Below are 12,546 nucleotides of genomic sequence, written 5' to 3' on the forward strand. Positions count from 1 at the left end.
CTGGGCCACGTCAAGCACCCGCGACGGTGCCGGGCGCCGTGCGGGCGGGGCACTCGCCGGCATGCGTCGGGCGGCTGAGGCCGCGTGGGAGAGCGTCGGTCGGCAGGTTCCGCGAGCCTGTGCCGTGTTCGTCCGAGAGCGGGGTGAAGGCGACGTCGAGACGGGTGAGTCCGCGGAAGTTGAGGCTGCGCTGCCACTGTGGCGCGGTGCCGTCGAGGCGCAGGCCGGGGAGCCGGGTGAGGAGTGCTTCCAGCGCGATCGCGCCTTCCAGCCTGGCCAGTGCCGCGCCGAGGCAGAAGTGCGGTCCGTGCCCGAACGCCATGTGCCGTCCGCCGGGCCGCTCGAAGTCCAGTACGTGGGGATCGGGAAACACGGCCGGATCACGGTTGGCGGCGCCGCACACGAGGAGCACGGTCTGTCCTTCGGCGACGGTGCGGCCCGCCAGGTCCAGGTCCTGGCGCGCGCGGCGCAGCATCAGCTGTACGGGGGCGTCATAGCGCAGGAGTTCCTCGACGGCGGCGGGCATCAGTTCGGGCCGGTGGCGCAGTTGGTCGGCTGCGTGCGGGTGGCGGAGCAGGGCGAGGGTGGCGTTGCCGATGAAGTGGGTGGTGGTCTCGTGGCCGGCGATCAGGAGCAGGGCGCAGTTGGCGAGGAGTTCGTCGAGGTCCTGGTCGGTGGCCTGGGCCTGTGTGGTCAGCAAGGCGCGCAGGGTGTGGGGGGCCGGCGGAGCGTCGTGGCGGGTGAGGAGTCCGCGGAGGCAGGCGAGCATGTCCGCCATGCTCTGCGAGGCCGCGCGGTTGCCGTCGGCGTCGAGCCGGGAGTTGCCGATGGCTTCGGCGATCGGCTCGGACCAGGCGGCGACGGCGGGGCGGTCCTGCTGCGGTACGTCGAGGAGGTCGCAGATGACGGTGAGAGGCAGGGGGCGGGCGAGGTCCGCGACGATGTCCATCCGGCCTGTCGGCGCGGCATCGGTGATGATCCGGTCGACGGCTTCGACGATGCGGGCACGCAGTGTCGCTACCGCCCTCGGGGTGAAGGCCCTGCTGATCAGGGCCCGCAGCCGGGGGTGGTCGGGGGCGTCGCTGTAGAGCATCTGCCGACTCAGGACTCGGGCCAGCGGCCGCAGTTCCTCGGAGACGGCCGCGATGTCGGGATAGCGCACTGAGGACAGCCTCTGGTCACCTGCGGCGCTGCTGACCACTGCGTGCCCGGTCGCGACCCAGGCGTCCAGGTGGCGGTCCCAGAAGAGGTCGTCGGCGCTCCGCAGCTCTTCGTAGAAGTCGTAGAGGCGCTCTTGGACTTGGGGGCGAAGGGCCCGCAGCAGCGATGAGGAGGTGCGCATTGTCCGATGCTAGTAGTGGCTACGTGCGAGCGTACTCCGTTCTGCTCTCCGAGCGCACTCACCGCGGAGCGCCTCCGTCCGCGGTGGAACATCCTCCAGCGGATGGTCCAGAACCGGGCGGACGGATGGACCCCGCGCTCCTCGTAGCCCAGGGGCGCCTGAGAGGTCGCTGGATTCCGTGCCGCCCCCCCCACTCGGACCCCCCGCGCCGGCCGGTGGCGTGCGGGTGCGGCCGGGGACGATCTTTGTGAGAGTCGATACGAGCGTGTGTTTCGCCGTCACGTGCGACAGGGTGACCGTGGGCAAGGAGTGCGACAGAGACCGTGACAGATTCGATCAGACGCGTGGCGGCCGCGGTCGCTTCCCCGCTGCGGGTGTTCCTGCACGCGGAGAGCGCGGGCGGGATCATCCTGGTCGTTGCCGCGGTGAGTGCGCTGGTGTGGGCGAACAGCCCGGCGGCGGACGGCTATGCCCAGTTCTGGCAGCAGGAGGTCAGCCTCGGCGGCGGGGAGGCGAGGGTGACCCACGACCTGCGGCATTGGGTCAACGACGGGCTGATGGTCCTGTTCTTCTTCGTCATCGGCCTGGAAATCAAGCGCGAACTGGTCGTGGGGGAGTTGCGTGACCGCCGCGCGGCGATGCTGCCGGCGCTGGCCGCCGTCGGCGGTGTCGTGGTCCCGGCGCTCATGTACGTGGGCGTGGTCAGCGGTGGGGAAGCGGGGCGCGGGTGGGGCATTCCGATGGCCACCGACATCGCCTTCGCGGTCGGGATCCTGGCGCTGCTGGGCCGTCGGGCCTCCACCGGGGCGAAGCTCTTTCTGCTCAGCGTCGCCATCGTCGACGACATCCTCGCGATCGGCGTCATCGCGGTCTTCTACACCGAACGCCTCAATCTCTGGTGGCTGGCGGGTGCGGTGGCCGGACTGCTGGTCGCCGCCGGCATGCGCAGGCTCGGGGTGCACCAGCCCTGGGCTTACGTTCCGGTCGGGGTGCTGGTCTGGTTCGCCACCCTGGAGTCCGGCGTGCACGCCACCCTCGCCGGGGTCGCGCTCGGGCTGCTCACCCCGGCCCGGCCCGTCGCCGGGCGCGGTGTTCTGGACGACCTGGAGCGCACCTTGCACCCGGTCAGCGCGTTCCTGGTGGTTCCGGTCTTCGCCCTGGCCAACGCCGGCGTCGACCTGCGCGGTGGCGCGCTCGGCGACGCCTTTGGCCAGGCGGTGACGTGGGCGATCATCGCCGGTCTTGTCCTCGGTAAGATCATCGGCATCGGCGGGGTGGCCTACCTGGTGCGCCGACTGGGCTGGGGTGCTCTGCCCGCGGGCATGCACCACCGCGAGATCCTGGGCGCCGCCGCACTGGGCGGTATCGGGTTCACCGTCTCGCTGTTCATCACCGACCTCGCCTTCACCGACGCCGCCCTTGTCGCTCAGGCCAAGGTCGGTATCCTCACCGCATCCACCATCGCCGCCCTGGCAGGCGTGGTGTCGTTGCTCACGGCCCCGACCGGCACCGGCGCCACCACAACGTCCCCGCCGAGCGAGGACCGACCGGAGAGATGAACGGAGGACCGGTGCTGGACATCAGCGCACTCACCTGGGCCGTCACCATCGGCCTGATCCTCGCCCTGCTCGCCGTCGACCTGATCCTGGCCGCCGCGCGCCCGCACCGGGTCGGCTTCGGCGAGGCCACCGCGTGGTCGGTGTTCTACGTCCTGGCCGCGGTCGGCTTCGGCGTCTGGTTCGCCGCGCGGTACGGCGGAGAGTTCGGCACCGAGTACTTCGCCGGCTACATCGTCGAGAAGAGCTTGTCGGTCGACAACCTGTTCGTCTTCGTCATCATCATGACCACCTTCGCCGTGCCCGAGGAACACCAGCACAAGGTGCTCACCTTCGGCATCGTGCTCGCCCTGGCCATGCGCGCGGTCTTCATCGCGGTCGGCGCCACCCTGCTGGCGCTGTTCTCGTTCATGTTCCTGCTGTTCGGGCTGCTGCTGATCTACACGGCCGTGCAGTTGTTCCGGCACCGCGACGAGGACCCCGACATCGAGGACAACGTCATGGTCAAGGCCGCCCGCAGGTTCTTGCCCGTCACCGACGACTACGTCGGCGGCCGACTCGCCACCCGCGTCGACGGGCGCCGGATGGTCACCCCGCTGTTCGTCGTCCTGCTCGCCATCGGCAGCATCGACCTGCTCTTCGCGCTCGACTCCATCCCCGCGGTGTTCGGGGTCACCCGGGAGCCCTACATCGTCTTCACCGCCAACGCCTTCGCCCTGCTCGGGCTGCGCGCCCTGTTCTTCCTCGTCAAGGGACTCCTGGACCGGCTGGTGTATCTGTCCGCCGGGCTCTCGCTGATCCTCGCGTTCATCGGCGTCAAGCTCATCCTGCATTGGGCGCATGTCGACGTGCACGAGGCAGTCCCCGAGATCTCCACCCCGGTCAGCCTCGTCGTGATCGCCCTCGTGCTCGCGGTCGTCACCGTGGCAAGCCTGATCAAAACGAGGCACGACCCGACCGCCAAGGCCCACCCCGGCTCACTGCGCGCGCATCCCCCCAAGTCCGCGGACTCCGGTCAGGAAGCAGGCAGCCGCTGAGCCGTGCTCGTCGAGATGACAGGACGCGCTCACCCCGCCCGTGAACGATCGCCGCGTTCACGCCTGAGCCTGCGTACGACGACGACCACATCGACCGCCGCGAGCAGGGCGAGCGCGGCGCACACGACGGCGAGAGTGACGAGGACGCCGCGTCCGGGGCTGCCGTCGGGGCCCGAGCCCGCCGCCCACACGCCGAAGAGTACGGCCGCCCCGCCGAACAACGGCAGGAACAGCACCGACAGCAGCAGACGCAGGCCGAGCGGGCTCTGAGCGGTGACCGGCTCGGTACCGGTTCGGGGGAAACGGCGGCCGATCATTCCGGAGCGTCCGCGCTGCACCGGACCCTCACGCCGCCCTGGGCTGTTGCCGGAGCCAGTGCGACGTGTCGTCGACCCCAGCCAGGACGTTCCCTTGTCACTGGTCATCGCGCTCCCACCTTCGTCGTGACAGGCCGCACGCCGTGATGACACCGTCAGGCGGGGACGGTCACCGCGGCCCCGAGCCGGCCTCGAGACGATGATGTCCGCGGGGGAGTGTCACATCATCTCGATGTGCAGGACCATCCCGGAGATCATCGGTGTCACTTTCTGCGCGGGCCGCACCATCTCCGTTCGGCCCGGATGTCCCCACCGCGTACCCAGCCTTGCGATGAGAATCCCGGAACCCGCTGCCGGGCTCGCGTGCCTCTCACCGAGGCGTGCTCATGGTGACTTCGTGGGAGTGGCAGGGGTCTGGTCGGACGGCGGGCGGAACATGTCGACGAGGCGCAGCACCTCCATGGGGAGCGGGAAGATGAGTGTGGAGTTCCGCTCCTCGGAGATCTCGGCCATGGTGGACAGGATCCTCAGGTGCATGGCCGCCGGGTGGCCTTCGAGACGGTCGGCGGCGTCGGCCAGGGTCTCGGCGGCCTCGTACTCGCCCTTGGCGTGGATGACCTTGGCCCGTCGGTCGCGCTCGGCCTCCGCCTGGCGGGCCATGGCCCGGCGCATGGGCTGCGGCAGCTCGACGTCCTTGACCTCGACGAGGGTGACCTTGACACCCCACGGGTTGGTGACACGGTCGATGATCTGCTGCAGCCGCTGGTTGATCTCGTCCCGGTTGATCAGCAGCTCGTCCAGGTCCACCTGGCCGAGGATGCTGCGCAGCGTGGTCTGGGCGACCTGTGAGGTCCCCTTGATGTGGTCCTCGATGGCCACCACCGAGCGGTTGGGGTCGACGACGTTGAAGTAGGTGACGGCGTTGACCCGGACGGTGACGTTGTCCTTGGTGATGACGTCCTGGGGCGGGATGTCCATCGTGACCGTCCGCAGGGAGACACGGACCATGCGGTCGACGAAGGGAATGATCACGAAGAGGCCGGGCCCCTTCGCTCCGATGATGCGGCCGAGGCGGAAGATCACTCCGCGTTCGTACTCGGGAACGATCTTGACGGCCATGAGCAGGAGCAGCAGCGCAATGCCCGCCGCGACGAGGATTCCGGTCAGTGCACCGTTCATGGTTCCTCCTCCGTGGGACCCCGGTCCCGGCCGGGGCTGGGTGCGTCTTCGACGACGAGGTCGAGTCCCTCGCGGGCCACCACCCGCACGCGACTCCCCTCAGCCACCGGGGCGTCGCGTCCGCGGACCGTCCACCACGCTCCGTCGAGCAGGACCTGACCGGCAGCGCCCTCGACGCGGGTGACCACTGCCTCGCGCCCCACCAGTTCGTCCTCGTCGCCCAGCGTGGGCGCGCGGCGTGCCCGCCAGGCGAGGCGGCCCGCGATCAGCGCTCCGCCCCCGACGACCAGTGCGGTGGGCCACAGGACGGCCGGATCGACGCGGAGTTCCCCCCGGAACAGCAGGATCCCGCCCATCACCAACGAAGCGGTCCCCCCTGCGGCGAGCACACCGACTCCCGGTGTGAGGATCTCACCGGCGAACAGTGCGGCGGCCAGCAGGAGCAGCAGCAGCCCGCCGACGTTGAACGGCAGCACGCTCAACGCCACGAACCCGAGCACCAGCAGGATCCCGCCGACGACGCCGGCGAAGCCGATGCCGGGAGCGGCCAGCTCGTACAGCACGGCCAGGGTTCCGATCGACAGGAACAGGAACGCCAGTTCCGGGCTGGCCAGCCACTGTCGCAGGTCGCCGAAGAAGCCCAGCTCGTGTTCGACCACCCGGGCGTTCGCGGTGTGCAGCTCCACTTCGCGGGACGCGTCCTGCGGCCCCACGACGACCGTGCGCCCGTCGAGGTCGGCGAGCAGGGAATCCCTGGAGGGCGTCACAAGGTCGACGACGTTGTCCCGCAGGGCCTGTCGGGCGGAGACCGATGTTCCGTCACGGACCATGCTCTCGGCGAACTCGGTGTTCCGGTCGCGGCGCTCGGCGACCGACACGGCGAACGCGGCCGAGTCGTTGACGACCTTGTCGCTCGCCTTCTCGCCCTCCCCGGTCACCGGTGTTCCCGCGCCGATGTGTGTGCCCGGTGCCATCGCGGCGATGTGCGCGGACATCGTGATGTAGGCGCCCGCCGACGCCGCCCGCGCGCCCGAGGGCGTCACGTGAACGACGACCGGCACGGGCGAGGACAGGAAGTCCTGCACGATTTCCCTGGTGGACACCAGCAGACCGCCCGGTGTGTCGATCTCCACCACGTACGCGGCGTAGTCGTCCCGTTCCGCGGTGCGCAGTCCCTCCTCCAGGTGATCCGCGATGACCGGGGTGATCGTGTCGTCCACCTGCGTCACCAGAACACGAGAGTCCTGCGCCGCACCGGCGGCGGGAAGCCCGAGTGCGCACGCCAGCGCGACCAGGAGCGCCCGGGCGAAAAGCCTGGTCATCGTCCGAGGGCTGCGTCCAGCCACCGCATCCACTCTCTCCCGACGCACCTGGGCGGAATGCAAGCTTCCGCTTCCTTGACGACCCGAGTACCCCTCTGCGGTGCGTGAGGCGTACCGGATACCGGAATCCCGTCGCGGACGGGCGTGCCTGCCGAGTCCCCGCACCGGCTCCGACCGGACGTGCCCGGGGCGGCGGAGCACCCCGATCGCTCCACTGTGAGCGCGGGCGTGCGTGCGGCCCACGGACTGGGCTGAGTCCTCAGGCAGTCACACGGCCATGGGGCGGATGTCCGGCGTGCGCGCCGCGGAAGCCGGCCGATCCCGACGCGGTCACGCGCCCGGGACGGCTGTGAGCCGGTGTGCCGGGCGCGGGCGCGTAGTCAGGCGCGTGCCAGCGGTGACCGGTCCAGGAGCACGATGCCCACCACGGCCGTGGCCGCGCCCAGCGCCTGCACGGTCATCCCCCAGGTGGACGCGGCGAGCTGCTCGCCGAAGACAGCGAGGCCGAACACCACGGCACCGACCGGCTCCAGGGTGTCGATGACCGGCAGACTGATGGCCAGAGAGCCGGCCTGGTAAGCACTTTGCGACAGGGTCAGGCCCATCACACCGACGACGATCAGCGCATACGGCTCCCAGTGCGCGAACGCGCCGAAGCCGTCGTCCCGGAGCCGACCGGTAGTGCTCTTGGCCAGGCTGTCGAGAAGCGCGAACATCAATGCCGCGCAGATCGCGTACAGGGCCGCACGCGTCCGCCCCTTCCTCCTCACCCCGGCCGGCACCAGCAGAGCCACCAGGCCACCGACGGCCGCGAGTGTCGGCACCCAGTCACGCAGCGTGGGAACTTCCGTCCCGGCGGGGGCCGGTGGCAACACCGTCAGGAACATGGCCACGCCCCCCGCCGTGCACGCGATCCCGGTCGCCTCGATGCGCGTCAGAGGCATCCTGCGACGCCAGGCCAGGAGCGGCAGAGCGAAGATGAGGTCGGTGGCCGCCAGCGGCAGGACCAGGACCAGCGGGCCGAAGGCCAGCGCGATGCCCAGCCATGCGAAGGAGGAGGCGACCAGACCCATCCCCACCAGCCACATCGGCCGACGGGCCAGATCTAGCAAGAGCCGAAGCCGCAACGACTCCTGCGGAGACGCCTGGCGCGCCGCCTGGTGCTGAAGCACCGACCCGACCCCGAAGCAGATGGCGGACAGCAAGGCGGCCGGCACCGCGACGGCGGTGTTCATGGGGCAAGGATCCCCGCACGGGCGTGGAAGCCGCGTCTGACACGCCGGGACCGGCCGGCCTCGGCGCCGCTGCCGGCCAGGAGGAATCCCGCGACTGCGACGTCGCGGGGCGGCCGCCGCCCCACATCCTGTTGCCGGACGGCGGTCACCGGTGGGCGACGACGGCGACGGGCGCGGCGCAGTGGTGTATCACGGCGTGCGTGACGGAACCGACGTGCGCGAGCAGGAGGCCCTTGCGGACGCGTCGGCCGACGACCACGAGGTCCGCGTCGGCCGCCGCGTGGGCCAGCAGCTGAGAGGGCGCGCCGATGGGCGATCGCTCGACCACCTCCACCGCGGGGAACCTCTGCCGCCAGGGCGCCAGAATCCCGGTGAGGCGCCGGGCGATGTCCTGGCCCATCTCCCGCTGGGATGCCAGGAGTGCGGCCGCGTCGCGGACCATCGGCGGAATGGACCACCCGTGCAGCGCCAGCAAGCGGTCGCCATGCCGCGCGGCCTCTTCGAAGCCGAAGGCGAGAAGCGAGTCGCAGTGCTGGTTGATGTCCATGCCGACGACCACGTAGCGAGGAGGAGCGGCAGGGCCAGCCTCCTCCGGAGCGACCGCCTCCCCCGGCGCCCGTACAAGCACGACAGGCCGCTCCGTCCTGCTGATCGTCTCCCTGCCGACCGACCCGAGGAGGAATCCCATCGCGCCGCTCAGCCCGCGCGAGCCGAGCACCAGGACGTCGGCCTCGGCCGCCTCGAGGGCCAGAGCGGCGGCGGGCCGCCCGGGCAGCCGCCGGGTGCTGATCTCCAGTGAGGGGTGCTTCCGCCCCAGTTCCTCCGCGGTCTCGGCCAGGAGCTCGTCCGCCCAGCGGCGCTGCGTATCAGGGCTGACGACCGGAGTGGTCGCCGCCCCCGGCCACTCGTACGCGTTCACGATCCGCAGCGGCGCGTCCCGCAGCAAGGTCTCCTGCGCCGCCCATTCGGCGGCGGCCCCGCTCTCGGGCGACCCGTCCACACCGACCGTCACGTGGCGGGACATAGACGACCCCCTTCAGAAGGTCCCTGCGGACGAGTACCACGATGCGCTGCGTTCAGGCGCAGCAGGCCGGCTGCCGTCGTGTGGGTGGTTGCCGCCCCCGTTTCGGGCTCCGGGTCCTGCCGCGCGGCTCCGTAGCTGGTGGGTGCGGATCCGTCACCCGTGCGCCGGGGCGCCGACGCGCTCTCCAGTGAACTCCGGCGACGCGGCGGCCGCATCGCCCGCAACGGGTGGACGGCCGGCGGGGCGCGTGCACCGGTGGCCGCCCGCGACCCGCGCCTGCACGGGGCCCGGGCCTGCTCCTGGTGTGCGGGGGGCGGTGAGCACTGAGATCCTGAGCGAAACGAGCGCTGCTCGTGATCCGGCGGACGGCAGGCAGGGGTGATCCCCATGGCCGCGACGGAGGAGACCGATGCGGAGCCGGCGTCCACGGGCGTCGACCCGACGGGCGATCCGCTGCTGCGCACACGGTTCGCCCTGCCGAGGCGGCCCGCCACGTTCCTGCGCCGGACGCGTCTGGTCCAGCACCTCGACCAGGCACTCGTGACGCCTCTGACACTGGTCAACGGGTCGGCCGGCGCGGGCAAGACCCTCCTGGTCGCCGACTGGGCCGCCGACGTGCGGGAACCGGTGGCCTGGCTCACGAGCGAGGCCACCGACCAGGCCCCCGGGGTCTTCTGGGCCTATCTGCTCCAGGCCCTGCGCGCCGCCGGAGCCCCCCTGGCGGGCGAGGTCGGCTGCCCGGCGGAAGCGGCCCGCGTGGACCGGCGGACGCTGACCCGGCTGGCCTCCGGACTGGAGCGCCGGGACCGGACCACCGTCGTCGTCCTCGACGAGTTCGACCGGGTGGCCTCCCCGGAGATCGCGGAGCAGTTGCAGTTCGTCCTGCACCACGCCGGGCGGGGCCTGCGCCTGGTCCTGGTCACCCGCACGGAACCCCTGCTGCCGCTGCACCGCTACCGTACGTCCGGCGAGATGACGGAGATCCGGGGCGCCGAGCTGGCCTTCACACCGGACGAGGCCCACCAGCTGCTGTCGCGCCACGGCCTTGAGCTGCCCACGAGTGCCGTGGCGGCCCTGGTCGACCGGACCCGGGGCTGGGCCGCCGGTCTGCGGCTGTGCGCGCTGGCCGCCCGGCAGGGCGACGACCCCCATGCCTATGTGAAACAGTTCGAGGCCGGCCACAGCACGGTGGCCGACTTCCTGCTGGCCGAGGTGCTCGACCGGCAGACACCCGGCACTCAGGACCTGCTGCTGCGCATCAGCGTCCTGGAACGCTTCTGTCCCGACCTGGTGAACGCGCTGACGCTGCGCACCGACGCCGAGCCGATCCTGGCGGGGCTGCACCGCGAGAACGCGTTCGTCCACTATCTCGGCCACGCGTGGTACAGCCTGCACCCGTTGTTCGCGGAGATCCTCCGGGCCCATCTGCGGGAGCGCCTGCCCGGCCTGGAGCCGGAGCTGCGCAGCTGGGCCGCGCGGTGGCTGCGCGACTCCGGAGCCCTGCTCGACGCACTGGCGCAGGGTGCCGCGGCGGGGGACTGGGAGTTCACCGCCCGCGCCCTGGTCGACGACCTGGCGATCGGGCAGCTCTTCACCGGCCTGCGCTGCGAGGACCTGTCCGCCCTGTTCGCCGGGATGGGCCCGGAGGTCACGGGTCCGGCGCCCGACCTCGTCCGCGCGGCCCGTGAGCTGACCCGGGGCGATCTCGCACCCGCCCTGACGCATCTGCGCCGGGCCGAGGAGGCACTGGACCGGGACGGGACCGGTCCCGCGCCGGTCCGGCTCAGCTGCGCCCTGCTTCAAGCCCTGGCGGCCCGGCTGACCGGCTCGCCGGGCGGAGCGGAACGTGCCGCCGAGCGAGCACGGGCCCTCCGGCAGGACATCCCCGGGCACCACCTCGACGAGCACCCGGAACTCACCTCCCTCCTCCTCACCCACCTGGGCTCCGCCCGCCTGTGGGCCGGGCGGTTCGACGACGCCCGGGCCGCCCTGTCGGAGGTCGCCGGACACCCGGACCGGGCGGCGACGGCGCTGCCCCGGTGGGAGGCCCTCGGACACCTGGCCCTGATCGACTACCTGACCGGCCGGCCCGGCCAGGCGGAGCACAAGGCCCGGTCGGCGGCCGGGCAGGCGGAGCGCTACACCCTGCCCCGACGGTGCGGGTCCGGCACGGGCCCGCTGGTCCTGGCCGCCGTCCACATCGACCGCGACGAACTCGACGAGGCCCAGGCGCTCCTCGACGCGGCAGCCGTCTCCCCGCCGCTCGTCGAGGACCCGGTGCTGGAGGCGGCCCGGACGCTCACCCGGGGGCGCCTGCTCCTGGCCCGAGGGGACGCCCGAGCCGCGCTGGCCGCGGCGGACGCGACCGTGGAGGCCGCCGTGAGCTCACCCTGGGCGCAGGACCACGCCGCCCTGCTCGCGTCCGCGGCCCAACTGGCCCTGGGACATCCCGAGCTGGCCGGGAAGGCCGTGGAGCGGAGGGCACACCACCGGACGGAGTGTGCGGTCGGGGCGGCACGAGCCCGCCTGGCGGCGGGCCACCCCGAAGAAGCGCTCGACCTCATCGCCGGCCTGCCCGGGGACGACCGGCCCGGTCCGGCGGTGACGGTCCGCGCCACGCTCGTGCGTGCGCAGGCAGTCCACGAGACCGGGGACGACGCCACCGCCCGCCGACTGGTCACCCGTGCGCTCCTGGACGGGCGGCGCGAGCGGCTGCGCCGTCCGTTCCTGGAAGCCGGCCCCTGGATCCGCCCGCTGCTGACCACCGGCCGGCCGCGGGACCTGGCTGCCGGCTGGCTCCTCCCGGCCACCGGCCGGTACCGCCCCCCGGGATCGGCCGCACCGGCCCAGCCTCCGCCGCTCGCCGTCGAGGAGCTGAGCGCACGCGAGGGTGACGTGTTGCGGCGACTGGCCGAGATGATGTCGACGGAGGAGATCGCCGCGGACCTCCACGTGTCCGTGAACACGGTCAAGACCCACCTCAAGAGCATCTACCGCAAGCTGGCGGTGACCCGCCGCGGCGACGCGGTGCGCCGCGCCCGCGAACGGCGGCTGCTGTGAAGCAGCACGGGCGCCTTCTGGCGCGCGCACGTGCACACGGAGCTGTTCGGGGCGCGCCTGGCTCGCGCAGCGGGCCGTGGACCGCCAGAGCGCACTGAAGCACTGAAGCACTGAACACGGACGGGCGACGGAGTTCACCTGCGCCGGGTGAGGGCGGACGGCGCGCCGGAGCGGACCATCGCAAGGGAAGGGCGCGACCGAGGCGGCCCGCGGGAGAGCAGCTCATGCGCTACGAGATCCGCGTCGACGGACACATGTCGGAGACGATGGCCAACGTCTTCCCCGAACTGGACCATGTGGTGATGTCCGGTCAGACGGTCCTCTACGGCTCCGTCATTGACGAAGCCCACCTCTACGGGCTGCTGACGCGCTTCCAGTCGCTGGGGCTCAGAGTCGTGGAGATGCGCCAGCTGCCGGAGTGACCGGAGCGACCGACGTGACCCAAGTGACCGAAGTGACCGAAGTGACCGGAGC

General features: G+C 71.8%; 10 protein-coding genes. 4 read left to right on the top strand and 6 right to left on the bottom strand.

Annotated features, from left to right (window positions below):
• Positions 1 to 10 precede the first annotated feature (10 nt).
• A complete protein-coding gene (locus ACZ5TL_RS03415) occupies positions 11 to 1,342 on the bottom strand; it encodes a cytochrome P450 (RefSeq protein WP_468587201.1) in 1,332 nt (443 codons plus the stop codon).
• 323 nt (positions 1,343 to 1,665) lie between these two features.
• Between ACZ5TL_RS03415 and nhaA the strand changes: the two genes are divergently transcribed.
• Together nhaA and ACZ5TL_RS03425 are read left to right on the top strand one after the other, a co-directional pair.
• Positions 1,666 to 2,901: a Na+/H+ antiporter NhaA gene (nhaA, locus tag ACZ5TL_RS03420; RefSeq protein ID WP_468587203.1), complete on the top strand. Its 1,236-nt coding sequence runs from the start codon at positions 1,666 to 1,668 to the stop codon at positions 2,899 to 2,901.
• On the top strand, positions 2,898 to 3,935 hold the full coding sequence (locus tag ACZ5TL_RS03425; protein WP_468587205.1) for a TerC family protein: 1,038 nt from the start codon (positions 2,898 to 2,900) through the stop codon (positions 3,933 to 3,935). The genes nhaA and ACZ5TL_RS03425 overlap by 4 nt, the downstream gene beginning before the upstream one ends.
• A gap of 29 nt (positions 3,936 to 3,964) precedes the next feature.
• Here the strand turns inward: ACZ5TL_RS03425 and ACZ5TL_RS03430 are convergent, their stop codons facing one another.
• The 5 genes from ACZ5TL_RS03430 to ACZ5TL_RS03450 all read right to left on the bottom strand — a co-directional run bounded on the left by ACZ5TL_RS03430 (position 3,965) and on the right by ACZ5TL_RS03450 (position 9,012).
• Positions 3,965 to 4,360 (bottom strand): DUF6343 family protein, encoded by a 396-nt coding sequence (locus ACZ5TL_RS03430; protein ID WP_468587207.1) that lies wholly within the window; start codon positions 4,358 to 4,360, stop codon positions 3,965 to 3,967.
• 276 nt (positions 4,361 to 4,636) lie between these two features.
• The gene (locus tag ACZ5TL_RS03435) at positions 4,637 to 5,431 is read right to left on the bottom strand and encodes a slipin family protein (RefSeq protein ID WP_468587209.1); all 795 of its coding nucleotides are present in this window, start codon (positions 5,429 to 5,431) and stop codon (positions 4,637 to 4,639) included.
• Positions 5,428 to 6,753 carry an NfeD family protein gene (locus ACZ5TL_RS03440; RefSeq protein WP_468587211.1) on the bottom strand — a complete coding sequence of 442 codons (1,326 nt, stop codon included), beginning with the start codon at positions 6,751 to 6,753 and terminating at the stop codon, positions 5,428 to 5,430. The genes ACZ5TL_RS03435 and ACZ5TL_RS03440 overlap by 4 nt, the downstream gene beginning before the upstream one ends.
• Before the next feature lie 380 nt (positions 6,754 to 7,133).
• Entirely contained in the window at positions 7,134 to 7,988 is an 855-nt protein-coding gene (locus tag ACZ5TL_RS03445) for a DMT family transporter (RefSeq protein WP_468587213.1), read from the bottom strand.
• A 145-nt stretch (positions 7,989 to 8,133) separates the two neighbouring features.
• Complete coding sequence (locus tag ACZ5TL_RS03450) at positions 8,134 to 9,012, bottom strand: universal stress protein (RefSeq protein WP_468587215.1); 879 nt, start codon at positions 9,010 to 9,012, stop codon at positions 8,134 to 8,136.
• A gap of 387 nt (positions 9,013 to 9,399) precedes the next feature.
• On the opposite strand from ACZ5TL_RS03450, the gene ACZ5TL_RS03455 reads away from it, so the two are divergent.
• Both ACZ5TL_RS03455 and ACZ5TL_RS03460 read left to right on the top strand, forming a co-directional pair.
• Positions 9,400 to 12,072, top strand: coding sequence for a helix-turn-helix transcriptional regulator (locus tag ACZ5TL_RS03455; RefSeq protein WP_468587217.1), 2,673 nt, complete (start codon positions 9,400 to 9,402; stop codon positions 12,070 to 12,072).
• Between the two features lie 224 nt (positions 12,073 to 12,296).
• Positions 12,297 to 12,494 carry a hypothetical protein gene (locus ACZ5TL_RS03460; RefSeq protein WP_468587219.1) on the top strand — a complete coding sequence of 66 codons (198 nt, stop codon included), beginning with the start codon at positions 12,297 to 12,299 and terminating at the stop codon, positions 12,492 to 12,494.
• The last annotated feature ends 52 nt before the right edge of the window (positions 12,495 to 12,546 follow it).

Source organism: Streptomyces sp. NPDC033136 (assembly GCF_055578235.1).

Bases quoted from the DNA above. Each gene is read 5' to 3' on its own strand.
- ACZ5TL_RS03415 (WP_468587201.1), bottom strand. From the start codon at position 1,342: ATGCGCACCTCCTCATCGCTGCTGCGGGCCCTTCGCCCCCAAGTCCAA.
- ACZ5TL_RS03425 (WP_468587205.1), top strand. From the start codon at position 2,898: ATGAACGGAGGACCGGTGCTGGACATCAGCGCACTCACCTGGGCCGTC.
- ACZ5TL_RS03430 (WP_468587207.1), bottom strand. From the start codon at position 4,360: ATGACCAGTGACAAGGGAACGTCCTGGCTGGGGTCGACGACACGTCGC.
- ACZ5TL_RS03435 (WP_468587209.1), bottom strand. From the start codon at position 5,431: ATGAACGGTGCACTGACCGGAATCCTCGTCGCGGCGGGCATTGCGCTG.
- ACZ5TL_RS03440 (WP_468587211.1), bottom strand. From the start codon at position 6,753: ATGACCAGGCTTTTCGCCCGGGCGCTCCTGGTCGCGCTGGCGTGCGCA.
- ACZ5TL_RS03445 (WP_468587213.1), bottom strand. From the start codon at position 7,988: ATGAACACCGCCGTCGCGGTGCCGGCCGCCTTGCTGTCCGCCATCTGC.
- ACZ5TL_RS03450 (WP_468587215.1), bottom strand. From the start codon at position 9,012: ATGTCCCGCCACGTGACGGTCGGTGTGGACGGGTCGCCCGAGAGCGGG.
- ACZ5TL_RS03455 (WP_468587217.1), top strand. From the start codon at position 9,400: ATGGCCGCGACGGAGGAGACCGATGCGGAGCCGGCGTCCACGGGCGTC.
- ACZ5TL_RS03460 (WP_468587219.1), top strand. From the start codon at position 12,297: ATGCGCTACGAGATCCGCGTCGACGGACACATGTCGGAGACGATGGCC.